Here is a 22,987-nt window from a genome sequence, read left to right as displayed (position 1 = left end):
AGCCGTTTTTGCCACCGCCCCGGGGCGACTCGGGGCAATAAAGGGATGAAAGACTCAATGATGACACCCGTTTTATTATGCTGAATTATTTTATCCGCCGACTGCTTGGGCTCATTCCCACCTTGCTGATTGTCGCCGTGCTGGTGTTTTTATTCGTCCACCTGCTGCCGGGCGATCCTGCGCGGATGATGGCCGGACAAGACGCCGACGCCAGCGTGGTCGAGCTGGTGCGTCAGGATTTGGGCCTCGACAAGCCGCTGTGGCAGCAGTTTATTACCTTCTTCGAACGGGCACTGCACGGCGATTTTGGTCATTCGATGGTCTCCAAAAGGCCGGTGAGCGAAGAAATCAGCTCGCGCTTTATGCCGACGCTTTATCTCACGCTGACCAGCATGCTGTGGTCGGTGATTTTTGGTCTGGTGATCGGCGTGGTTTCTGCCGTGTGGCGCAATCGCTGGCCCGATCGTCTTGGCATGGCGCTGGCCGTGTCTGGGATTTCTTTTCCGGCGTTCGCGCTCGGCATGCTGTTAATGCAGGTCTTTTCCGTGCAACTTGGCTGGCTGCCGACTATCGGTGCCGACGGCTGGCGCAACTATATTTTGCCCTCCATCACGCTGGGCGCGGCTGTCGCCTCCATTATGGCGCGCTTTACTCGCGCCTCGTTTGTCGAGGTGATGCAGGAAGATTACATGCGCACCGCGCGGGCTAAAGGCGTGCGTGAATCTGTGGTGGTCGTGAAACACGGCCTGCGTAACGCGATGATCCCCGTGGTCACCATGATGGGTTTGCAATTCGGTTTTCTGCTGGGCGGCTCGATCGTCGTTGAAAAGGTCTTTAACTGGCCCGGCTTGGGGCGATTATTGATTGATTCAGTTGAAATGCGCGATTACCCGGTGATTCAGGCCGAAGTGCTGTTGTTTTCGCTGGAGTTTATTTTGATTAACCTGCTGGTCGACATGCTTTACGCGGTCATCAATCCTTCAATCCGATACAAGTGAGTACGCGCATGAAAAACTGGCGACGCAAGGCCGCGCTGGCATCCATGCCATTGATTACCCAGAATACGTTGAGCAGCACGCCCGTGCGGACGCCGTGGCGCGCTTTCTGGCGACGCTTCCGCAAACAGCATATTGCGCTGGCTGCCGGCGTATTTGTTCTGCTGCTGATTGCCGCCGCCGTGTTCGCGCCGTGGCTGGTGCCGTTCGATCCTGAAAACTATTTTGATTACGATCGCCTAAACGAAGGGCCATCCGCGATGCACTGGCTCGGCGTCGACTCGCTCGGACGCGATATTTTCAGCCGCATACTGATGGGCGCAAGAATTTCATTGGCGGCGGGCGTGCTTTCGGTAATTCTCGGTGCGGCGATAGGCACGGTGCTTGGGCTAATGGCGGGATATTACGAGGGCTGGTGGGACAGAATCACCATGCGAATCTGCGACGTGCTCTTTGCCTTCCCGGGCATTTTACTGGCTATCGCGGTGGTCGCGATTATGGGCAGCGGAATGTCGAACGTCATTATAGCCGTCGCCATTTTCAGCATTCCGGCCTTTGCGCGATTGGTGCGCGCCAACACGCTGGTGCTGAAAAATCTGACCTATATCGAGGCTGCCCGCAGCATTGGCGCGTCTGACGTCACGATACTTTTCCGTCACATTTTGCCCGGCACATTATCGTCGGTGGTGGTTTATTTCACCATGCGCATCGGCACGTCGATTATCACCGCCGCGAGCCTGTCATTTCTCGGCATGGGTGCACAGCCTCCCACGCCGGAGTGGGGTGCAATGCTTAACGAAGCGCGCGCTGACATGGCGATGGCACCGCATGTGGCTATTTTTCCGAGCGTGGCAATATTCCTGACGGTGTTGGCGTTTAATCTTCTAGGCGATGGCCTTAGAGATGCGCTCGATCCGAAATTGAAAAACTAGGTTTTATCTTTTGATTCAAAATATTTTTTAAATTCAAATTAAAGGATTTAAATTCAAATTCAAGTTCAAAAGCATGCGCTTCGCTTACTGCGCGGCGGCGCAGACCGCCTCAAGGATGTTCCTAAGCGAACACCCTTGAGAATCCCGCGCTTTTTTTCCAAAGTTGCAGCTTGAGGACTACATTCGTAGATCTTTCCAGAAGCCTCCGCGCGTGGCGTAGGTCGCGCGGCTTCGCCGTCCCCTCGCTGCGTTCACAAGCCAAAAACGTCTTGTTCATCTCCGCTCAGCGCCGCCCTGAGGCCGCCAATTACAGCTATTAAAGAAAAGGCGGATACTCTTGGGCGGTCAAGGACCGATTACTTGGGCTTGTTTGAGAAATCAGCAATATCAGAAAAAAATCAGGAAAAAATCAGTTTTAATTTGCATGATTATCAGACTCAAAGTGTGAGTTGCCGAAAAACAAAAATTTTATTCAGTTAGAGGGATCGGCTTTTGACCGCCTAAGAGATACCGCCCTTGCCGTAAATGCTGTGACAGGTTGAGGAGTCGGTTCTTGACCGCTGAAAAGTTTCCGCCCTTGCTTTAATTGCTGTGATTGGCGGCTTCAGGGCGGCGCGGAATGGAGTCGAGCAAGACGTTTTTGGCTTGCGAGCGTAATGAAGGGAGTGCGAAGCACCGCGACCTACGCCACGCGCGGAGGCTTCTGGAAAGATCTCCCTTTCTAGTCCTCAAGTTGCAGCTGTGGAAGAAAAACGCGGGAGTGCAGAGGGTGCTCGTTAAAGCACCTTCTGCCTGGTCTGGGCCAGCGCCCAGTAAGCGAAGCGCATGCAGTTGATTTTAAAGATTTTGACCTAAAAAGACTTTGACCCAAAAGATTTTGACCCAAAAGATTTAGAATCTAAGAAAATTGCCTTTAGATTCCAAATCTAAAAATTCAGCCGTTAATTCGAACGCAGACGCAGAGTCTCTTCATGAAAGCGAAGATGTTCTTCAATAAACGACGCTATCGTAAAATAGCTATGATCATACCCAGGTTGAACCCGTAACTGTAATGGCCACCCGCGCTGACGAGCAATTTCAGCCAGTTTCGACGGCTGAAGCTGATCCGGCAGGAACTGATCGCTATCACCCTGATCCACCAGGATCGGGAAGGTCGGCTGATCCGCTGGCAATACGCTCAGCAAATGACAGCTGTCATACTGCAACCACTGGCTTTGGTCATCGCCCAGATACGCGGTAAAGGCCTTTTGACCCCACGGCACCTGCGCAGGATTCACAATCGGTGCGAAAGCGGAAACCGAACTGAAACGCTGCGGATTGCGTAGCGCAAGCATCAGTGCACCGTGGCCGCCCATCGAGTGACCCATAATCGACTGGCGATCGCTGATGTTGAAATGGCTCTGCACCAGCTGCGGCAGCTCGTCGACCAGATAATCGTACATCTGATAATGAGCCGCCCACGGCGCTTGCGTCGCGTTGAGATAAAAACCGGCGCCCTGACCCAAATCATAACCCTGATCGTTGGCGACGTCGTCACCGCGCGGGCTGGTGTCGGGCATCACCAGAACCAATCCGAGCTCGGCGGCAACGCGCTGTGCGCCCGCTTTGGTCGTGAAGTTTTCATCATTGCAGGTCAAACCGGACAACCAGTAAACCACCGGCGGTGGATTGTCATCGCGCGGAGGCGGCAGATAAATGTTGAAGGTGGCGCTGCTCTGCAAACTGCTGGAAAAATGACGGTAACGCTGTTGCCAGCCGCCAAACATCCGATGTTCTTCCAGAAGTTCAAGTGAGGTGCTCATCTGTTGCTCCTTTCTTTTTTATTGTTCAATATTTCGATGAATGGGTCTTTTTTATGCCTAAATCACGCCAAAACAGGCTGAACATCAGTCAGCGTCGCCTGCTGTTCGAGAATCAACGCCTTCAACGCCTGCACGTTCGGGCCGAAAGCATCGCGCCGCCAGAATAACCAGGTGGTCGCGTCGGCAAACTGCGGGGCAATTTCATTAACCTGCACCCGCTCGGCACCCGGCAGCTGGGCAAGCAGGCTGCGCGGCAGCATGGCAATGCCCGCGCCGCTGGCCACACAGGCCAGCATCGAATGATACGACTGGATTTCCATGGTGGTGTTGGCTTGCAAACCAGAATGTTTTAACCAGTTTTCCAAACGTTGACGATAAGAGCAGCTCGGGCGAAAAGCAAATACGGTATGCCCCGGCCTTCCGGGCAAATCGACCATCGGCGCTTCCCCAAGAGGCGATATAATCACCATCGTTTCGTGAAACGCGATACAACCGGTTAAATCATCATAGTCTATCGGGCCATCGGCGAGCCCGGCGGCCAGTCTGCCCGAACGCACGCCTTCCATCGTTTCACCCGAGGTAGCGGTAATCAGCGACAACGCAACCCGAGGATAATGTTGATGATAATTCGCCAGTAGTGCCGGAAGACGGGTGGCGGCGGTGCTTTCCATCGCGCCGAGAGTAAAGTGTCCGGCGGGTTCGCCCGCGTGAGTCAGTGCCAGCGCCTCGTCACTTAGGGCCAGAATACGCTGTGCGTAATCAAGAAAATTATGCCCCAGCGCCGACAGCCGCAAACGCTGTTTCTCGCGGATGAAAAGATCGTTGCCCAGCTCGAGTTCAAGCTGGCGCAGACGGGTAGTGAGATTGGAAGGCACGCGGTGCAACAGCTCGGCCGCGCGGGCAACAGAACCGGTTTCCGCCACCGAACAAAACATGCGCAGCTGGGTAAGATCCATAGTTGTTCTCTTATCGTCACGAAGTTGATTTTAATTATTCACTATTCGTGATTCTAACTTTGGACCATGATGATGCAAGACTTTTCTTTTATTCAACGACAACAGTTTTACTCTACAACAACTAAGGGTCGCGGGTAGACGTTTTAGACCGCTATTTAAAGGGAACAGGTATGGCATTTCGCGTGGCGTTAACGGGTTTTTTGGCCTTCGTGGTCGCGATGGGTATCGGGCGTTTTGCGTTTACGCCGCAGGTGCCTTTAATGATAGCCGAGCACCAGTTTACCCTGACGGGCGCGGGGCTGGTCGCGGCATTCAACTATCTGGGCTACCTGTTTGGTGCCTATGATGCGATGAAAGCCACGCGACACGTCGAGCGCCGCGTGTGGATTGGCGTGTGGGGCGCGGTGGTGCTGACCCTGCTTTCAGCGGCCGTCACGGGCGAAGTCTGGCATTCGGTGATCCGCTTTGCGATCGGCTGGACCAGCGGCTGGGCAATGGTGTTGATTGCGGCGTGGTGCAACGAACGGTTGGCGCATTTTGGCCGCCCCGCACTGAGCGCGGCGGTGTTTGCAGGGCCGGGCGCGGGTATTTTTCTCAGCGGAATTCTGGCGGCGGCAATTCACAGTCTGGCGTTGAGCGCGGCGCAGGCGTGGGCGGTTTATGGCGTTCTCGCCCTCATTCTGGTGCTGCTGATCACTCGCAACCTGCCGCGAGCCGGTGAGGTGCATCGCGCAAACAGCGTAAGCGAGCCGCTGGTCATGACGCCCGCGTTGAAACGCCTGCTGCTCTCTTACAGCCTCGCCGGCTTCGGTTATATTCTGCCCGCGACCTTTTTCTCGCAGATGGCGAACGCGCGTTTCCCCGATAGCCTGTTTGCCCAGTTCGTCTGGCCGGTATTTGGCGGCGCGTCGGTTATTGGTATCGTTATCGGAATTTTAACGCGCAACTGTCTGACCACTCATCAACGCCTGGCGATAGTCCTCGCGCTACAGGGTTTTGGCGTGCTCTGTTCCGAAGTCGTGCCGGGCGTTAACGGCCTGATATTTGGCGCAATATTGACCGGCGGCGGCTTCCTTTGCGTGGTTCAGCTGGCGCTGCAATACAGTCGTGAACTTGCGCCGAATCACAGTCGATACATGGCGGGCTTGCTGACCACGGGTTATGCGGTGGGTCAGTTGATGGGGCCGCTATTGTCGGCGCTGTCGACGGCGTTGACGCATCGTCTCGAGCCCGCGCTGTATGTGGCGATGGTCGGATTTTTTATCGCGAGTGCGCTGGTGATTCGTCGCGGTCGATAACTTGCAGCTATTTCACCCATCATGAAAGACAATCACTGGATTCTGGACCCAGACTCCACTACAGTAAGCCACCTCATTTTGGTGTGTCTGGCATCAGGGTGGTTTTAATGGCTGGAGAAGAGAAGAAATGGCAACGTTGAGTAAAGAAGCTGTACTGGTTCATGAGGCCCTGATGGCCCGTGGTCTTGAAACCCCGCTGCGTGAAGAGCCTTCGCTGGACGCCGAGACACGCAAGCAGCGTATTAAAGAGCACATGACCGGTATCATGCAGCTGCTCAATCTTGACCTGACCGACGACAGTCTGGCCGAGACGCCAACGCGTATCGCCAAAATGTATGTCGACGAGATCTTCTCGGGTCTGGATTACGCCAACTTCCCGAAAATCACCGTCATCACCAACAAGATGAAGGTTGACGAGATGATTTCCGTGCGTGACATCACGCTGGTGAGCACCTGTGAACACCACTTTGTGACCATCGACGGCAAGGCGACCGTGGCCTATATTCCGAAAGACGCCGTGATCGGTTTGTCTAAAATCAACCGTATCGTGCAGTTCTTCTCGCAGCGCCCGCAGGTGCAGGAACGTCTGACCCAGCAAATCCTGATTGCCCTACAAACGCTCTTGGGCACCAAAGATGTCGCGGTTTCCATCGACGCCGTGCATTACTGTGTTAAAGCGCGCGGCATTCGTGACGCGACCAGCGCAACGACCACCACGTCGCTGGGCGGCCTGTTCAAAACCAGCCAGAATACTCGTCAGGAATTCCTGCGCACTATCCGCACCGTGCGTCACGACTGACAGATAGCACCACACTAATCCACGCTTCAGCACTTGCGGCACCTTATGGGTGCCGTTAGTCTATCTGTCTTTCAATCACAGGACGTCATCGATGCGCCCACGTATTGCCACGCTGGATTTTGCCCGTGGTATCGCCATTTTTGGCATTCTTCTGCTCAATATCAGCGCCTTTGGCCTGCCGAAAGCCGCCTATCTTAATCCTGCTTACGCCGGACAACCTTCAACTTCCGATGCGTGGACCTGGGCCGTGCTTGACGTGCTGGCGCAGGGCAAATTCCTGATGATGTTTGCCATCCTGTTCGGCGCAGGGCTACAACTGCTGCTGCCGCGCGGCAAGGCGTGGATTCAATCGCGTTTATCTTTGCTGCTGCTCTGCGGGCTGATCCACGCCGTTTTTTTCTGGGATGGCGATATTTTGCTGGCTTACGGCCTGATTGGGCTGGTGTTCTGGCGACTGGTGCGCGAGACGAAAAATACGGCATCGCTGTTACGCACGGGGATTGTGCTCTACCTCATTGGCGTCGGTATCTTGTTGATGCTTGGACTGATTTCATCACCGCAGCCGGGCAGTTATTGGACGCCGGGCTACGCCGAAATTCAGTACGAGCGCTTTTGGCATCTGAAAGGCGGGCTGGAAGCGATTGATAATCGGCTGGATTTACTCTCTTCGAGCCTGATTTCCATTGCGGTGCAGTATGGCTGGGAGCTGGGTGGCGCAATGCTGTTAGGCGCGAGTCTGATGCGCAGCGGCTGGCTGCGAGGCGAGTTTGCTACCCGGCATTATCTTGGCATCGCGGCAACACTGTTACCGCTTTCATTACTGATTCAAATTCCGGCGGCCGTCATGGCGTGGCATACCGGCTGGAACTATCGCTGGAGCGGCTTCTTTTTGCAGGTGCCTCGCGAGATTGGCGCGCTGATGCAGGCGGTCGGCTATCTCGCACTCTGTTACGGCCTGTGGCCAAAGCTGGTATCACAACGCTGGGTGTGGGCAATATCGCAGATCGGTCGCATGGCGCTAACCAATTACCTGCTACAAACGCTGATCTGCACCTTTTTCTTCAACTGGCTGGGCTTTTATCAGCATTTCAGTCGCCTGCAGCTGGTGGCGCTGGTGCCTGCGGTTTGGGCAATCAATCTGCTAGTGACGCTGCTGTGGCTGCGCTTTTTCAGGCAGGGGCCGATGGAATGGCTATGGCGCAAGCTGACGGCAAAAGCCGCGGGCGTCGAGAGTTTGGGCGAGCGTTAGCGATGAGCTAACGCAGCTAACATAGATTGAGCAGGCAATTTTGTGAGCTTTCAGGGAAAGTTGCAAAATTGTATGTAAACGTTTTCTGTGCTGTGACGTGATTCACGCTGAATCTTCGTTAAAGCGTTTAGGATAGCGGTCGTGCAGAGTAAGCCGATCGCTTAACTAAAAACAGGAAATACCCATGATCACTGTACTTCACCTTTTGCCAGACTTGTTCTTCTCGCCCCGGGATACCTCCTCTTCCTGCTCTTGTCGACCGCTATTTATGACCCATGGAGCGGCTTATGGTCACCATTCGTGATGTAGCCAGACTGGCGGGCGTCTCCGTTGCCACGGTTTCTCGCGTCCTTAATAATCCGGCGATCGCCAGCGAGCAGGCCCGCGAACAGGTGTTGAAAGCGGTTAAAACGCTGGGTTATCGACCGAATGCCAACGCGCAGGCGCTCGCGACGCAAAGCAGCGACACCATTGGCGTGGTGGTGATGGACGTTTCCGACCCTTTCTTTGGGGCGCTAGTCAAAGCCGTTGATACCGTCGCTCAGCAGCACAACAAATATGTACTGATCGGCAACAGTTATCATCAGGCTGAAAAAGAGCGTCATGCCATTGAAGTGTTAATCCGTCAGCGCTGTAACGCCTTGATAGTCCATGCAAAATCGTTAAGCGACGCCGAGCTGGCGCTGTTTATGGATCAGGTGCCCGGCATGGTGCTGGTAAACCGCATGGTAACCGGTTACGAGCATCGCTGCGTGTCGCTCAATAACGTCGTTGGGGCCGAAATGGCAACCAAGCTGTTGTTATCGCAGGGACATCAACGCATCGGTTATATCGGTTCCAGTCATTCAATTGCCGATCAGCAGCAGCGGCTAGAAGGTTACACCACCGCCATGCGGCAGGCACGTCATGCGCCACCAGACAGCTGGCACGCCACGGGTTCGCCCGATTTGCAGGGCGGCGAGGCGGCGATGGTCGAGCTTTTAGGCCGTAATCTGCACCTCAGCGCAATTTTTGCCTACAACGATTCTATGGCGGCCGGTGCGCTTGCCGTGTTGAAAGAGAACGGAATTAGTGTGCCGAATGACTTCTCGCTGATTGGTTTTGATGACATTCCAATCGCGCGTTATACCAGCCCTAAACTTACTACCGTGCGCTATCCGATTATTTCCATGGCGACGCTGGCGACTGAATTGGCATTGCAGGGCGCGGCAAATCAGCTAACGGCGGGCGTTTCACACTGCTTTATGCCAACACTCGTTCAACGCCATTCCGTTGCGCCATGGCAAAGTGTGGCACCCGTCACTCAATGAATATTTATTATCATGTAACCGTTTTCAATCTGTGAGAACTTTCACAGTTTATTAACATCGCAGCGATTATGATTCAGGCGTTTTCAGGATGATTCTTAATGTGTCATCCCGTCTGATTCACGGCAGCAGTGACAGTTAATCGTCTGCCAAGAGAGGCGAAGGCCAATTCAGTACCCCTACATAAAACCGGAGATATAAAAATGAATAAGAAGGTTTTCACCCTGGCGACGCTGGCTGCCTGCATGATGTTTGGCACTGCCGCACATGCTGCCGATACCCGTATTGGCGTCACCATTTATAAATATGATGACAACTTCATGTCTGGCCTGCGCAAAGATCTCGAAAAAGACGCCAAGGCTGCGCCAAATATTCAGCTGCTGATGAATGACTCGCAGAACGACCAGTCCAAACAGAACGATCAGGTTGACGTGCTGATTGCAAAAGGCGTTAAAGCGCTGGCGATTAACCTGGTTGACCCAGCGGCTGCGCCGGTGATTATCGAGAAAGCGCGCGGTGCCGATATTCCAGTGGTGTTCTTCAACAAAGAGCCGTCACGCAAGGCGCTCGACAGCTATGACAAAGTTTATTACGTCGGCACTGACTCCAAAGAGTCTGGCGTGATTCAGGGCGAGCTGATTGGCAAGCACTGGAAAGCCAACCCATCTTGGGATCTGAATAAAGACGGCGTGATCCAGTATGTATTGCTTAAGGGCGAGCCGGGTCATCCGGATGCCGAAGCGCGTACCACCTACGTTATCAAGACGTTAAATGAGAAAGAGGGTATTAAAACCCAGCAGCTGCAACTTGATACCGCAATGTGGGACACCGCGCAGGCGAAAGATAAAACCGACGCCTGGTTCTCTGGCCCGAACGCCAACAAGATTGAAGTAGTTATCGCCAACAATGACGCGATGGCAATGGGCGCAATCGAAGCACTGAAAGCTCACAACAAATCCAATATTCCGGTATTCGGTATCGATGCCCTGGCAGAAGCGCTGGCGTTGGTTAAATCAGGCGCTATGGCCGGTACTGTATTGAACGATGCGGAAAACCAGGCAAAAGCGACCTTCGATCTGGCTAAAAATCTGGCCGAAGGCAAACCTGCAGCAGACGGCACGCAGTGGAAAGTGGTCGATAAAGTGGTTCGCGTCGCTTACAAACCGGTTGATAAAGATAATCTTAGCGACTACGTAAAATAAAAACTCATCGTACTTGCAACATCAGTAGGGAAATGAGCAAAACGAGCAATTAAGACTATTAGCAAAAAACAAAGTAAGCAAAATAAGCAAAGTAAGCAAAGAAAAGTCGGACGGCTACTAAGCTAAAGCAGTGGCATGTTTTAAGCAAAACCTTACGTCTTTAAGACTGTTTTTTATAATGCAGTGAGATGAGGCTTTTTTTCATTAAACAAATTAAAAAAGACGGTAAGTCATTAAGATCTTGCGTTATGTCGCTTAGGTCAGCCGGTCAGGATGTTTCTGGCCGGTGATTTTAATCATTAGCCAGGTTTCATTTAATTAGGTAGCGCTATGGCCGATCTTGGTACGGAACAGCCCCGCGAGTGGCTGCTGGAAATGAGCGGTATTAATAAATCATTTCCGGGCGTAAAGGCGTTAGACAATGTGAATTTAAAAGTGCGACCGCATTCCATCCATGCATTAATGGGTGAAAACGGCGCCGGTAAATCGACATTATTAAAATGCCTGTTTGGTATTTACAGTAAAGACTCAGGGACCATTCTTTTTCAGGGTAAAGAGGTAAACTTCAAGAGCTCGAAAGAGGCCTTGGAGCAGGGCGTGTCGATGGTTCACCAGGAATTGAATCTGGTGTTACAGCGCACCGTCATGGATAACATGTGGTTAGGTCGTTATCCAACTAAAGGCTTTTTTGTCGATCAGGACAAAATGTATCAAGACACCAAAGCGATATTTGATGAGCTTGATATAGATATCGACCCGCGTGAAAAATGCGGCAAACTTTCCGTCTCGCAAATGCAGATGATTGAAATTGCCAAGGCGTTCTCTTATAACGCGAAAATCGTGATTATGGATGAACCGACCTCGTCTCTTACCGAGAAAGAGGTTAATCACCTGTTTACGATTATCCGTAAATTAAAAGAGCGCGGCTGTGGCATCGTCTATATTTCGCACAAGATGGAAGAGATATTCCAGCTGTGTGACGAAATTACCATTTTGCGCGACGGTCAGTGGATTGTTACCCAGCCTCTTGAAGGTCTGGACATGGACAAAATCATCTCGATGATGGTTGGCCGTTCGCTGAGCCAGCGCTTCCCCGATCGCCTGAACACGCCGGGTGAAGTTATTTTGGAGGTGCGTAATCTGACCTCTCTACGCCAGCCGTCGATTCGCGATATCTCCTTTGATTTACACAAAGGCGAAATTCTGGGTATTGCCGGGCTGGTGGGCGCGAAACGTACTGACATTGTCGAAACGTTATTTGGTATCCGCGAGAAATTGCAGGGCACCATTAAGCTTCACGGCAAGAAAATAAATAACCACAGCGCCAACGAAGCGATTAATCACGGCTTTGCACTGGTGACGGAAGAGCGTCGTGCGACGGGGATTTATGCTTATCTGGATATCGGCTTTAACTCGCTTATCTCCAATATACGCAGCTATAAAAATAAAATGGGTCTGCTCGATAATAACCGCATGAAAAGTGATACCCAGTGGGTTATCGATTCAATGCGCGTTAAAACGCCCGGACACCATACCAGTATTGGCTCGCTTTCCGGCGGTAACCAGCAAAAGGTCATTATCGGCAGATGGTTGCTGACGCAGCCTGAAATATTAATGCTGGATGAACCGACGCGCGGTATCGACGTTGGCGCGAAGTTTGAAATCTATCAGTTAATGACAGAGCTGGCGAAGAAGGAAAAGGGCATCATTATTATCTCTTCCGAAATGCCTGAGCTGTTGGGAATAACCGATAGAATTTTAGTTATGAGTAATGGACAGGTGGCGGGTATCGTTGAAACAAAAAATACCTCGCAGAATGAAATATTACGCCTTGCCTCTTTGCACCTCTAATTTTTAAGGGTTCTTATTATGAAAGCATTAAATAAGAAAAGCCTGCTCACCTATTTCAAAGAGGGCGGGATTTATGTGGTGCTGTTTGTGTTGCTGGCGATTATTATTTTCCAGGATCCAACGTTCCTCAGTTTAATTAACCTGGGCAATATTTTAACCCAGTCTTCCGTGCGCGTAATTATCGCGTTGGGCGTGGCGGGCTTGATTGTTACCCAAGGTACTGATCTGTCGGCAGGTCGTCAGGTTGGCTTGGCGGCGGTTATTGCGGCCACCATGTTGCAAGGCATGGATAACGTCAATAAGGTCTTCCCGAATATCGACGTGGTGCCCATTCCGCTGGTAATTTTGGCGGTTTGTCTGGTCGGCGCGCTTATCGGCCTGATTAACGGCATTATCATTGCTTATCTGAACGTTACGCCGTTTATAACGACGTTGGGCACCATGATTATCGTTTACGGCATCAACTCGCTGTATTACGACTTTGTGGGCGCCTCGCCGATTGCCGGCTTCGATTCGCACTTTTCGCATTTTGCCCAAGGTTTTATCAATGTCGGCGGATTAAAGCTATCCTACATTACCTTCTACGCGATTATAGCCATCGCTTTCGTTTGGGTATTGTGGAATAAAACCCGCTTCGGCAAGAACATTTTTGCCATCGGCGGTAACCCGGAAGCGGCGAAAGTGTCGGGTGTAAACGTTCCACTTAATCTGATCATGATTTATGCCCTATCAGGCGTGTTTTATGCCTTCGGCGGGATGCTCGAAGCCGGACGCATCGGCAGCGCGACCAACAACCTGGGCTTTATGTACGAGCTGGATGCTATCGCAGCCTGCGTCGTAGGCGGAGTTTCGTTTGCGGGCGGCGTGGGGTCGGTGGCGGGCGTGGTAACGGGCGTGCTGATCTTTACGGTCATCAACTATGGCCTGACCTACATCGGCGTGAACCCTTACTGGCAGTATATTATCAAAGGCGGCATCATCATCTTCGCCGTTGCACTGGATTCACTGAAGTACGCCAAGAAGAAGTAAGTTAAAACTTAACCGTTGTTCCTCGTTTAACGCAGAGTACAGGACTGTACTCTGCTTTTTTTTGCCCATTTTTTGCCACGTTGCTGTCCACTTTATAGCTTGCTTTACAGCCAACTATTTAGCGCGGAACGGCGGAACGACCTCTTGCGACATCTCAGGCTTTGGCTCTTTCTCAGGCGCGGCGGCCAGCAGCTTTTTCTGGGCGGTTTTCTTCTCGTTCGCCAAAAGCTGTTGTAATGCGAGCACCTGTTCAGGCGTAACCGCCGGATAACCCTGCGCATCTTCAGGAACATGATGCACGGCGGGAATCGGAATCAGCGGGCCAAGAAAGCGCGGCTGGCGTTTAAGAATATAAAGATCGTTGAGCGCGCCGAGACGAGCGAAAATCTCGCGGCTGCGCACGTTAAGCATATTTTTCGGCGAGGGAACGGCAAAACACTGCGCCTGAATTCCCATGTGCAGCGCAATAAACAGCGCGCGCTCACAGTGGAATCGTTGGGTGATCACCAGAAAATCGTTGGTATCGAACACTTTTCGGGTACGTACGATAGAGTCGAGCGTACGGAAACCGGCGTAGTCGAGCACGATATCGGAGGAGGGAATACCGGCCGCCATCAGGTCGCGGCGCATGGTCATCGGCTCATTATAACTTTGCAGCGCATTGTCGCCGCTCAGCAGCAAATACTTCACCTTGCCGCTGTTATAGGCGTTGATCGCGCCCTGAATTCGGTAAAGATAATACTGATTGATCACGCCGGTGCGATAATATTTGGCCGTGCCAAGCACCACGCCAACCTGCCGATGAGGCAATTCCTGCACTTCATCGTAGATGTAATCTTTCGTCTTCCAGCTAATCCAGCGGTCAAGCCCAATAGCGACAATCAGCATCAAAACGACCATGCCGATGAAGCCTACGAGTAGCCGCTTAATCATGAAATTGCCTTTAAGTTACAGTGGATGTGCAGAAGGTCAAGGCTACTTTACCTGCCCCACAGACGCAATAAATTGGACACCAACAAGCCTCACTTGCTCTATTTTTCAGCTAAATCCTGCGTATTTGGCACTGTAGCGGCGTTGGCTTCACTTACTCACCCGAATCACCCAAATCCATTACCCATTGGAATTTGCCAAAAAATTAAATTCGTATATTTGAGTTTCTTAATAAAAAGTTGGCACTGTAGGGTTAACTACAGTGCCGAGGTGGGGATTAGAAAGAGGTGCGTTTATAGCTGCGGTATTGCGGGACCCAGAAATTGTGCTCGATGGCTTTCGAGAGCGCGTCTTCCGTGGTGACCTGCGCCACGCCTTCTATTTGTGCGGCTTTGCCCACTTCCATGGCGATGCATTTCGAGACGCCCTGAATGTCATTGACGTCTGGCAGCAATGAGCCAGTGCCGTCGGTGGCGAGCGGTGAACAGTCGGCGAGCGCGCGGCTGGCGGCCATCAGCATGCCGTCGGTTACCTGTTTGGCGCCAGAAGCGATGACGGCCAAGCCAATTCCCGGGAAGATGTAGGAGTTGTTGCACTGGGCAATCGGGTACACCTTGTCTTTATAGCTGACAGGCGCGAAAGGACTGCCGGTGGCAACCAGCGCCGCGCCGTCGGTCCAGCTGATAATGTCTGCCGGATGGGCTTCAACGCGTGAAGTCGGGTTAGACAATGGCATCACGATCGGGCGCGGACAGTGCTTGTACATCTCGCGGATAATCTCTTCGGTAAACAGCCCCGGTTGACCCGATACGCCGATAAGCACCGTGGGTTTGGCATGACGCACCACTTCCAGCAGCGAAATGTTGTCTTTGTCTACGTCCCAGCCTTGTAGATTGTCGCTGTGCTGCACCAGCTTGCTCTGGAAGTCGAGCAGGTTGGTTAGCTTGTCGGTGAGCAGGCCGAATCGGTCAACCATGAAGATTCGCGCGCGCGCTTCTTCTTCACTTAATCCTTCCGATTTCATCTGGGCAATAATTTGTTCGGCGATGCCGCAACCCGCCGAACCCGCGCCAAGGAAGGTCACGGTTTGGTCGCGCAAACGGCTACCGGCGGCGTGGCTCGCGGCAATCAGGCTGCCGACAGTGACCGACGCGGTGCCTTGAATATCGTCATTAAAGCAGCACAGCTCTTCGCGATAACGGTTAAGCAGCGGCATGGCGTTTTTCTGCGCGAAGTCTTCGAATTGCAGCAGCACGTTCGGGAAGCGGACTTTTACCGCCTCGATAAACTGATCGACAAAGGCGTAATACTCTTCGCCGGTGATGCGCGGATGACGCCAGCCCATGTAAAGCGGGTCATTGAGCAGCTGCGGATTATTGGTACCGGCGTCAAGCACCACGGGCAGCGTGTAGGCCGGACTGATGCCGCCACAGGCGGTATAAAGCGAAAGCTTGCCGATGGGAATGCCCATTCCGCCGATACCCTGATCGCCAAGGCCGAGAATGCGTTCGCCGTCGGTCACGACAATCACTTTAACGTGCTGTTTGGTGGCGTTTTGCAGCATGTCGTCGATGTGTTCACGATTCGGATAGGCGATAAACAGCCCGCGTGCGCGACGATAAATTTCGGAGAAGTGTTCGCAGGCTTCGCCAACAGTCGGGGTATAAATCACCGGCATCATTTCACTCAGATGCTCGTCGATCAGCCTGTAAAACAGCGTTTCGTTGGTGTCCTGGATATTGCGCAGGTAAATGTGCTTATCAATATCGGTCTTGAAATCCTGAAATTGACGATAGGCGCGCGCGGCCTGTTCTTCAATGGTTTCAACGGTTTCAGGCAATAATCCATGGAGATTAAAGTTGGCGCGCTCTTCCTGGCTAAAGGCGCTGCCTTTGTTCAATAAAGGGAATTCAAGCAGGATCGGGCCTGCGTGCGGAATGTAGAGCGGACGTTTACTTTCGTATTCTAGTTCCATTGATTTTACTCTTCAGGTCTCGGAAAGGGCAGGAAAGGCAAAGTGAATAAGTGTAGATGATCACATCGATTTTTTAGTGACTTGTGTGACCCAAAGAATGTAACAGAGGTGAAAGGCGCAACTCAATTTTTTCCCTGAAAAGGGTGCCATTGGTTGAGATTTTGTTGATAAGGGAAACAGTAGAGGCCATCGGCGATGGCCTCTAGAAGATTAAAGCTGGACGTGTTGCAACTGCTGACAACCCAGCGCAGAAAGCGTAGCGCGGGTGGCGTCGAGCTGGCTAACCAAAGGATCGGGACGTTCGATCAGCACTGCACGGCGGATTTTCAGGCAATCTTCGCCCGACAGATTCAGCAGCACCAGCGCGGCCTGAAGTGGCGGCAGGCTGGGATTAAACGCCGCGTTTTCAGCATAACGACCGGTATAAATCTTGCCGTTTTGGCTTTCCAGCGCGATGCCGCTGTGCGACTGGCTGTAAGGCGCGTGACTTTGATTGCAGGCGATCAATGCCTGCTGCGTGAGATCATCGGCATTGTTCGAATGATCAAACTGATAGCCGTGATCGACCTTGTCCATCAGCAGCGTTTCGATGGCTAAATCGCGCGGGCCAAAAGAGTAGGGAAGATAATCGCCGAGGCTGGCGACGGCACGGTCGGGCAAATGTATAGCTAATTCGGTGCCGCTATTCAGCTCGTTCATAAACTGGCGGCAGTGACCGCACGGCGTGTAATTAACGGTAATCGAATCAAGACGCGCTTCGCCGCGCAGCCAGGCATGGGTCACCGCAGATTGCTCGGCGTGCACCGTTTGCTGCATCGACGCGCCGCGAAACTCCATGTTGGCACCAAAATAGAGATTGCCACTCACACCGCGCGCCACGGCACCAACGTAAAACTTTGAAATTGGCGCAACGGAACAGGCCGCTGCGAGAGGCAGCAGGGCGAAAGCCAGCGCCGCGTCGTCGAGGTTGGTCTGCGATTTAATCTGGCTTACCTGTTCGGCAGTCAACATCGCGGGGAAGTCGTCATGGCGGAGTATCGGCTCAAGGGCAGATTGCAGGGAAGCGGGCAGGCCAGCGAAAGCAGCGATAAAACGAGTGTGCATGGAGACATCCTTGAATACGTTTTGGCAGGCTATTCTAAGGCGCTTTGTGGCTGTTTAGTGTGACTTTTATCACTTTATTTATGTAACCACTGCAATAAATGTTGGGTTTGCGAGATGTCTCGCAGAGTCAGGCGACCGCTGAGCCTCATTGGAGGCCGTGTTCCGCCTAGTTGAGTTGTATTTATCGAGCCTATAGTGGGTTATCAAATGATTCTGCCCAGGAATTAATTATGCCTATAGGAAAAATTTTACCGCAGCCGACGATGTCCAATTCGAGCCGTAAAACCTCAGCGACTTCAACGGATTCAAGCCACTCTTCTGGTACTTCGAGCAATTCCGATACTTCGGGATACTCGTCAGAAATACCTAGGGAACCAATGACTTTAGAGGATTACCTCGCTAAATTACAAACGACTAAATTTGACAAGGCAATGGCTATCAGGGATGAAATAAGCAAAGAGTTTGTTACCAAGGATCATATGATAGCGATGGAAAGGGCGTCGCGAATCGGTAATTTTGCGGGGAGTTTTCGCTCTGCCGGTGGACCGACTCTGGATGCGCTGAATCGGGGGGCGGCGGCCAAAGGGCATAATATTCTTGAGAAAACTATCAAGCAAGCGTCGGTAACGAAAGCCTATGGCGCGGCCGAAAGCGGCCACATTTTACTATTAGCGAAAGAAAAAGGCCTAATTGGCATGGTTGGGCGTTGGGACAAAAAGACCAATAAAATAACTGGCATTTATGTTCATAATACTACAACCAAAGAAGATATCGTGTTTCCACTGGATTTAGATGATGACGTTAAAATAAATCAATATAAACAGGCCGTTGAAAATAAAGAGATTATCCCTTATACGGGGGATTACGATATGCACGATATTATCAAGTTCAACCGAGACACTAAAAGAGGCCATGTTCCAGTGGCAGATGGAGTTGAAGAGGAGGAAGTTAAAAATCTTATTAATCGTGAGGTTGCGAAAATTGATGCAAACAGACCTTATGAATTCATCGCCAAAAATGTGGTGCGCCATGGGCCTCAGGTCAACTATGTTCCCCACATGTGGAACCATGAAAAAGAAAATGTAATTAAAAGTGGAGGCTATCTGGGCGTAGTCGCGAGAATGGGAGAGTTCTCAGTCGCGTTTGTGAATCGCGGCAGGTGGGAAAAGCTCAAAAGTTGGGTAGATTTATATCGTTTTTATTATGAAAACAAAACCAAAATTCCTGAACACTGGCAACAGGGTGGTTTAGTTGAGCGAAAAAATGGGTTTGTAGCAACGCCAGAGCATGCGGCTGAACTGGATAACTTGAAATAATGAGTACTAAACCAAGCGGGTGTAAAGCTTGTTAGGGCATAACATCTCGACACCGTTATGCCCTAACAGAGAAGTTTAATCCCGACGTTCAAACGCCAGTGCGCGGCGTTCAATCAGTCGCATCATCAGGGTGAGCAGGCCGTTGACGCACAGGTAAACCACGCCCGCCGCGCCAAATACCATCACGTCGTAGGTGCGACCATACATCAGCTGGCTGTGGCCCATAATATCCAGCAGCGTAATGGTGTACGCCAGCGAGGTGCTTTTAAATACCAGCACCACTTCGTTGGAATAAGAGGAGAGCGCGCGTTTAAAAGCAAAGGGCAGCAGAATACGCAGCGACTGTTTTCTCGACATGCCAAGTGACTGGCAGGACTCCCACTGACCGTTCGGAATCGCTTTCACTGCGCCGACAAACAGCAACGTTGTGTAAGCCGCGCTGTTTAACGCCAGCGCAAACATCGCGCACAGCCAAGGTTGCGACAGCGCTTCCCACAGCCACGGAATGGCGCGGATAGACGGAAACTGCCCCGGTCCGTAGTAAATCAGGAAGATTTGCACCAGCAGCGGCGTGCCGGTAAACAGCGTGATGTAAGCGCGCACTATCTGCCTCAACACCGGCACCTTGAGGGTGAGCACGATGGTAAACAGCACCGACAGCACCAGCGCGACAATCAGCGCCGCGACGGTGAGCGTCAGGCTGGTATGCAGACCTTGCAGAACTTCAGGCAAATAATCCCACATCAGGAAGCACTCCGTTCAAAGCGGGTGGTACGGAGTTCGATGCGTTTAATGACGAACTGACTGAACAGCGTGACGACCAGATAAATCGCGGCGGCGGTCATGTACCAGGTAAACGGCTCCTGCGTGCGGGTCGCGATACTTTTGGTTTGCAGCATCAAATCGTTAACGCTAATAAGCGACACCAGCGCGGTATCCTTGAGCAGCACCAACCACTGATTTCCGAGACCCGGCAGGGCGTGACGCCACATTTGCGGCATAATCAGACGGAAGAAAATCGCCGCTTTTCGCATACCCAACGCCTGACCCGATTCCCACTGGCCGTGCGGTACGGCTTTCAACGCACCGCGCAACGTTTGCGACGCATAGGCCGAATAGAGCAATGAGAGCGCAATCACGCCGCAGACAAAAGGACTGACCTCGAAATTATCGACGGGCAGTTTGACCGGGATCTGCACGAAATAAAGATTGAGCGTAAAGCCATCGGCGAGCGTCAGTAACAGCTGCGACGAGCCGAAATAGATAAACAGCACCACCAGAATCTCGGGCAGGCCGCGCAGGATAGTCACCCACGCGGTACCCAACCAGCTTAGCGGTTTCCAGGGAGCAGATTCCCAGACGGCAAAGATCATGGCCAAAAACAGGCCCAGGATCAGCGCACAAAGGGCAAGGCCGACGGTCATGCCGGCGGCGCTTAGCAGAGGTTGAAATTCAATCATCGATAATCAGATTATTGCTGGAACCATTTGGTGTACAGCGTCTTGTAAGTGCCGTCTTGTCTGACTTTCGCCAGCGCGTCGTTCATTTTACCCAGCAGCTCGGTGTTGTTCAGACGCACCGCAATGCCTAAACCGTTGCCGAAATAGCTCTGATCGGTGATTTTATCACCCACAGTGGCCAGCGTCGGGTTCTTTTTCAGGAACTCTTGCACCACGGCAGTATCACCGAATACGGCATCAACGCGGCCGTTTTTCAGATCAAGCACGGCATTCTGATAGCTGTCGTAAGGCACGACGTTGATTTCAGGATGCTTGTCCATCAGGAATTTCTGGTGGGTGGTGCCGTTCTGAATACCCACACGTTTGCCCTTCAGCGCGGCCAAATCAGCAAATTTGCCTTTCTGCGCGAAGAAAATCGCGGAGTTATCGTAGTAGGCGTTGGTAAATGCGACCTGCTTCATGCGCTCGGCGGTGATGTCCATACCGGAGATCACGGCGTCAGTGCGACGGAATTTCAGGCTAGGGATCAGGCTGTCGAAAGATTGATTGGTAAAGGTACAGGTCGCCTGCATCTCTTTACACATTGCGTTCGCCAGGTCGATATCGAAGCCCTGAATCTGGTTATTCGAGTCAACAAACTCAAAAGGAGCATAACCGGCTTCTGTCGCGAAGCGGATAGTCTCTGCCGCGCTGGCGGAAAGGCTGGCGCTGGCTAAAACGGCCGCAATAATTAGCTTTTTCATTGCAAACTACTCCATTATGTAATCTAGAATATTTTATCTACTGTTCGAATAATCACTTAATCAATCAATTAATTACTCAAGCAATCAGTCGAACAATCAATGGGATAAATAGCTGGCAAACTCTTTAGTCTGCGGCTGCGCGAAGCAGTTGGCATCGCCTTGTTCAACGATGCGGCCATTTTCCATATATACCACCCGCGTCGCCGTTTTACGCGCCACCTCAACTTCATGAGTGACGATCACCTGCGTGATGCCGGTCGCGGAGAGTTCACGAATAATACTGACGATTTGCGCGGTGATTTCAGGGTCCAGCGCGGCGGTCGGTTCGTCGAACAGCAGCACTTGAGGTTCCATCATCAGCGCACGGGCAATCGCCACGCGTTGCTGTTGTCCACCGGAAAGATGCAGCGGATAGCGATTGGCATAGTCTTTCAGACGCAGGCGGGTCAGCAGTTTTTCGGCACGCGTCATGGCGGCCTCTTTGCTTAATCCGAGCACGCGGCAGGGCGCTTCGAGCAGGTTGTCGAGCACGGTGCGGTGCGGCCACAGGTTATATTGCTGGAATACCATGCCGACGTTTTGGCGCAGTTCGCGGATCGCCTTTTCGTCCGGCTTCTTTTGGAAGTCAAACTGATTACCGGCGATCTGCAGCGTGCCGGAACGCGGCATCTCCAGCAGGTTAAGCACCCGCAGCAGCGAGCTTTTACCCGCGCCGCTCGGCCCGAGCAGCACCAGGGTTTCACCCGCGGGGCACTCAAGCTGAATGTCAAAGAGAGCCTGATGGACTCCGTAGAAGCAGTTAATACTGTTTAGTTGAATACTCATGCGTAAATACTGAATAGCCATTAATGCCGCAGAGGGTAACCTCTGTAGCATAGTTATGCAACAAAGGAGGATTAAAATTTATTTGTGTGCGAGCTGAATCATAAAGCTAGCATAAGATCTCGTTAACGCGCTGTTACAGGACTGAGTAACTTATGCTTGAATAACGCGTCGTTTGTGGTGATGTAAAACCAAGTCTCTGATGATTCTATAATAAAGCCATCGCTGATTTTGCCTAAAAGCCGTCGCTCTCATTCAGGTAAAAGTATAAAAGCGATTTCAAATAATGCATCACCCGTTACACTTCTACCACCCCAAAAACGCTCATTTGCCAAGGCAGGGACGATGAATTTTTTACTGCAATCACGCTATTTACTGCTGTTGGCAGCACTATCACTCTTGGGATGTCAGGCACATAAGGCCGATAAATCGCCGGCGGATTACGTGCTGGAAACCAGTCGACAGGCGCAGGGAGCGGACCAGCGGATCCGTTTTCTGGTGATTCATTACACCGCCGAAAATTTCCGCAATTCATTAACGACGTTAACGGATGAAGAAGTTAGCGCCCACTATTTGATTCCCGAGAAACCGCCCTTGGCGCTCGGTAAACCTGTTGCGTGGCAGCTGGTGCCGGAGTCAATGAGAGCGTGGCAGGCGGGTGCCAGCTTTTGGCGTGGCCGCACCAATCTAAACGACACCTCAATTGGTATTGAGCTGGTGAATAAAGGTTTTACCCAAAGGCTGCTTGAGAAGCGTTTTTATTCGTTTTCCGCCCCGCAGATTTCGCTATTAACTTCGCTAAGTCGGGACATTATTGCTCGTTACCACATCAAGCCGCAAAACGTGGTGGCGCACAGCGATATCGCACCTCAGCGCAAGGAAGATCCCGGCCCGATGTTCCCGTGGCAGCAGCTGGCAGAACACGGAATTGGCGCGTGGCCGCAGGCGGCGCGGGTGAAAACGTTATTGAACGGGCGTGACCCGCAGCAGCCGGTCGACACGGCGCAACTGCTCGAGAAACTGGCGCGCTACGGCTATCCGGTGAGTGAAGGGATGACGCCGCGCCAGCAGCGTCGGGTGATTGCCGCCTTCCAGATGCATTTCAGGCAGAGTGATTATCGCGGCAATGCGGATGCGGAAAGCGAGGCGATTATCGACGCATTACTGGCCCAGTATCCGCCGTCTTCCGACTGATCACGCGGCGGGTTGGGTAGCGG

At 52.3% G+C, this 22,987-nt stretch carries 20 protein-coding genes; 11 read left to right on the top strand and 9 right to left on the bottom strand.

What is annotated here, in order from left to right; genetic code table 11:
• Positions 1-77 precede the first annotated feature (77 nt).
• The gene (gsiC, locus tag SC206_RS11650) at positions 78-998 is read left to right on the top strand and encodes a glutathione ABC transporter permease GsiC (protein WP_332737341.1); all 921 of its coding nucleotides are present in this window, start codon (positions 78-80) and stop codon (positions 996-998) included.
• 8 nt (positions 999-1,006) lie between these two features.
• Complete coding sequence (gsiD, locus tag SC206_RS11645) at positions 1,007-1,927, top strand: glutathione ABC transporter permease GsiD (protein WP_332737340.1); 921 nt, start codon at positions 1,007-1,009, stop codon at positions 1,925-1,927.
• Positions 1,928-2,868: 941 nt separating this feature from the next.
• Here gsiD and fghA read toward each other — a convergent pair.
• Positions 2,869-3,729, bottom strand: coding sequence for an S-formylglutathione hydrolase (gene fghA / locus SC206_RS11640; protein WP_332737338.1), 861 nt, complete (start codon positions 3,727-3,729; stop codon positions 2,869-2,871).
• Between the two features lie 62 nt (positions 3,730-3,791).
• Complete coding sequence (ptrR, locus tag SC206_RS11635; protein WP_332737336.1) at positions 3,792-4,685, bottom strand: putrescine utilization regulator PtrR; 894 nt, start codon at positions 4,683-4,685, stop codon at positions 3,792-3,794.
• A gap of 170 nt (positions 4,686-4,855) precedes the next feature.
• Here ptrR and SC206_RS11630 point away from each other — a divergent pair, with 170 nt between their 5' ends.
• From SC206_RS11630 to mglC, 7 genes are all read left to right on the top strand, one after another.
• A complete protein-coding gene (locus SC206_RS11630) occupies positions 4,856-5,983 on the top strand; it encodes a YbfB/YjiJ family MFS transporter (protein ID WP_332737334.1) in 1,128 nt (375 codons plus the stop codon).
• 127 nt (positions 5,984-6,110) lie between these two features.
• On the top strand, positions 6,111-6,782 hold the full coding sequence (gene folE, locus SC206_RS11625) for a GTP cyclohydrolase I FolE (protein ID WP_332737332.1): 672 nt from the start codon (positions 6,111-6,113) through the stop codon (positions 6,780-6,782).
• A 91-nt stretch (positions 6,783-6,873) separates the two neighbouring features.
• Positions 6,874-8,031: a DUF418 domain-containing protein YeiB gene (gene yeiB, locus SC206_RS11620; protein ID WP_332737330.1), complete on the top strand. Its 1,158-nt coding sequence runs from the start codon at positions 6,874-6,876 to the stop codon at positions 8,029-8,031.
• A gap of 287 nt (positions 8,032-8,318) precedes the next feature.
• The gene (gene galS, locus SC206_RS11615; RefSeq protein WP_332737328.1) at positions 8,319-9,341 is read left to right on the top strand and encodes an HTH-type transcriptional regulator GalS; all 1,023 of its coding nucleotides are present in this window, start codon (positions 8,319-8,321) and stop codon (positions 9,339-9,341) included.
• Between the two features lie 200 nt (positions 9,342-9,541).
• Entirely contained in the window at positions 9,542-10,540 is a 999-nt protein-coding gene (mglB, locus tag SC206_RS11610; RefSeq protein ID WP_332737327.1) for a galactose/glucose ABC transporter substrate-binding protein MglB, read from the top strand.
• Between the two features lie 330 nt (positions 10,541-10,870).
• Positions 10,871-12,391 carry a galactose/methyl galactoside ABC transporter ATP-binding protein MglA gene (gene mglA, locus SC206_RS11605; protein WP_332737325.1) on the top strand — a complete coding sequence of 507 codons (1,521 nt, stop codon included), beginning with the start codon at positions 10,871-10,873 and terminating at the stop codon, positions 12,389-12,391.
• A gap of 18 nt (positions 12,392-12,409) precedes the next feature.
• A complete protein-coding gene (gene mglC, locus SC206_RS11600) occupies positions 12,410-13,420 on the top strand; it encodes a galactose/methyl galactoside ABC transporter permease MglC (RefSeq protein ID WP_332737323.1) in 1,011 nt (336 codons plus the stop codon).
• A 114-nt stretch (positions 13,421-13,534) separates the two neighbouring features.
• Here mglC and sanA read toward each other — a convergent pair whose 3' ends face one another.
• The 3 genes from sanA to cdd all read right to left on the bottom strand — a co-directional run bounded on the left by sanA (position 13,535) and on the right by cdd (position 17,429).
• Positions 13,535-14,353 (bottom strand): outer membrane permeability protein SanA, encoded by an 819-nt coding sequence (sanA, locus tag SC206_RS11595; protein WP_332737321.1) that lies wholly within the window; start codon positions 14,351-14,353, stop codon positions 13,535-13,537.
• Positions 14,354-14,627: 274 nt separating this feature from the next.
• Complete coding sequence (locus SC206_RS11590; protein ID WP_332737319.1) at positions 14,628-16,325, bottom strand: NAD-dependent malic enzyme; 1,698 nt, start codon at positions 16,323-16,325, stop codon at positions 14,628-14,630.
• A 210-nt stretch (positions 16,326-16,535) separates the two neighbouring features.
• Positions 16,536-17,429, bottom strand: coding sequence for a cytidine deaminase (gene cdd, locus SC206_RS11585; protein ID WP_332737317.1), 894 nt, complete (start codon positions 17,427-17,429; stop codon positions 16,536-16,538).
• A gap of 230 nt (positions 17,430-17,659) precedes the next feature.
• Between cdd and SC206_RS11580 the strand changes: the two genes are divergently transcribed.
• Entirely contained in the window at positions 17,660-18,745 is a 1,086-nt protein-coding gene (locus SC206_RS11580; RefSeq protein ID WP_332737315.1) for a hypothetical protein, read from the top strand.
• Between the two features lie 75 nt (positions 18,746-18,820).
• On the opposite strand, the gene artM is transcribed toward SC206_RS11580, so the two are convergent.
• The 4 genes from artM to artP form a co-directional block, all read right to left on the bottom strand.
• Complete coding sequence (artM, locus tag SC206_RS11575; RefSeq protein ID WP_332737312.1) at positions 18,821-19,489, bottom strand: arginine ABC transporter permease ArtM; 669 nt, start codon at positions 19,487-19,489, stop codon at positions 18,821-18,823.
• Positions 19,489-20,205, bottom strand: a complete 717-nt coding sequence (gene artQ, locus SC206_RS11570; protein ID WP_332737310.1) for an arginine ABC transporter permease ArtQ — start codon at positions 20,203-20,205, stop codon at positions 19,489-19,491. The genes artM and artQ overlap by 1 nt, the downstream gene beginning before the upstream one ends.
• 11 nt (positions 20,206-20,216) lie before the next feature.
• A complete protein-coding gene (gene artJ / locus SC206_RS11565; protein ID WP_332737308.1) occupies positions 20,217-20,948 on the bottom strand; it encodes an arginine ABC transporter substrate-binding protein in 732 nt (243 codons plus the stop codon).
• Positions 20,949-21,044: 96 nt separating this feature from the next.
• Entirely contained in the window at positions 21,045-21,773 is a 729-nt protein-coding gene (gene artP, locus SC206_RS11560; protein ID WP_332737306.1) for an arginine ABC transporter ATP-binding protein ArtP, read from the bottom strand.
• 342 nt (positions 21,774-22,115) lie between these two features.
• On the opposite strand from artP, the gene SC206_RS11555 reads away from it, so the two are divergent.
• The gene (locus tag SC206_RS11555; protein WP_332737304.1) at positions 22,116-22,964 is read left to right on the top strand and encodes an N-acetylmuramoyl-L-alanine amidase; all 849 of its coding nucleotides are present in this window, start codon (positions 22,116-22,118) and stop codon (positions 22,962-22,964) included.
• Positions 22,965-22,987 lie beyond the last annotated feature (23 nt).

Source organism: Rouxiella sp. T17 (assembly GCF_036663475.1).
In the GTDB taxonomy this organism is placed as follows: Bacteria; Pseudomonadota; Gammaproteobacteria; order Enterobacterales; family Enterobacteriaceae; genus Rouxiella.
This window is presented reverse-complemented; position numbering and strand designations above follow the sequence as displayed.

Bases quoted from the DNA above. Each gene is read 5' to 3' on its own strand.
- gsiC (WP_332737341.1), top strand. From the start codon at position 78: ATGCTGAATTATTTTATCCGCCGACTGCTTGGGCTCATTCCCACCTTG.
- gsiD (WP_332737340.1), top strand. From the start codon at position 1,007: ATGAAAAACTGGCGACGCAAGGCCGCGCTGGCATCCATGCCATTGATT.
- fghA (WP_332737338.1), bottom strand. From the start codon at position 3,729: ATGAGCACCTCACTTGAACTTCTGGAAGAACATCGGATGTTTGGCGGC.
- ptrR (WP_332737336.1), bottom strand. From the start codon at position 4,685: ATGGATCTTACCCAGCTGCGCATGTTTTGTTCGGTGGCGGAAACCGGT.
- SC206_RS11630 (WP_332737334.1), top strand. From the start codon at position 4,856: ATGGCATTTCGCGTGGCGTTAACGGGTTTTTTGGCCTTCGTGGTCGCG.
- folE (WP_332737332.1), top strand. From the start codon at position 6,111: ATGGCAACGTTGAGTAAAGAAGCTGTACTGGTTCATGAGGCCCTGATG.
- yeiB (WP_332737330.1), top strand. From the start codon at position 6,874: ATGCGCCCACGTATTGCCACGCTGGATTTTGCCCGTGGTATCGCCATT.
- galS (WP_332737328.1), top strand. From the start codon at position 8,319: ATGGTCACCATTCGTGATGTAGCCAGACTGGCGGGCGTCTCCGTTGCC.
- mglB (WP_332737327.1), top strand. From the start codon at position 9,542: ATGAATAAGAAGGTTTTCACCCTGGCGACGCTGGCTGCCTGCATGATG.
- mglA (WP_332737325.1), top strand. From the start codon at position 10,871: ATGGCCGATCTTGGTACGGAACAGCCCCGCGAGTGGCTGCTGGAAATG.
- mglC (WP_332737323.1), top strand. From the start codon at position 12,410: ATGAAAGCATTAAATAAGAAAAGCCTGCTCACCTATTTCAAAGAGGGC.
- sanA (WP_332737321.1), bottom strand. From the start codon at position 14,353: ATGATTAAGCGGCTACTCGTAGGCTTCATCGGCATGGTCGTTTTGATG.
- SC206_RS11590 (WP_332737319.1), bottom strand. From the start codon at position 16,325: ATGGAACTAGAATACGAAAGTAAACGTCCGCTCTACATTCCGCACGCA.
- cdd (WP_332737317.1), bottom strand. From the start codon at position 17,429: ATGCACACTCGTTTTATCGCTGCTTTCGCTGGCCTGCCCGCTTCCCTG.
- SC206_RS11580 (WP_332737315.1), top strand. From the start codon at position 17,660: ATGCCTATAGGAAAAATTTTACCGCAGCCGACGATGTCCAATTCGAGC.
- artM (WP_332737312.1), bottom strand. From the start codon at position 19,489: ATGTGGGATTATTTGCCTGAAGTTCTGCAAGGTCTGCATACCAGCCTG.
- artQ (WP_332737310.1), bottom strand. From the start codon at position 20,205: ATGATTGAATTTCAACCTCTGCTAAGCGCCGCCGGCATGACCGTCGGC.
- artJ (WP_332737308.1), bottom strand. From the start codon at position 20,948: ATGAAAAAGCTAATTATTGCGGCCGTTTTAGCCAGCGCCAGCCTTTCC.
- artP (WP_332737306.1), bottom strand. From the start codon at position 21,773: ATGAGTATTCAACTAAACAGTATTAACTGCTTCTACGGAGTCCATCAG.
- SC206_RS11555 (WP_332737304.1), top strand. From the start codon at position 22,116: ATGAATTTTTTACTGCAATCACGCTATTTACTGCTGTTGGCAGCACTA.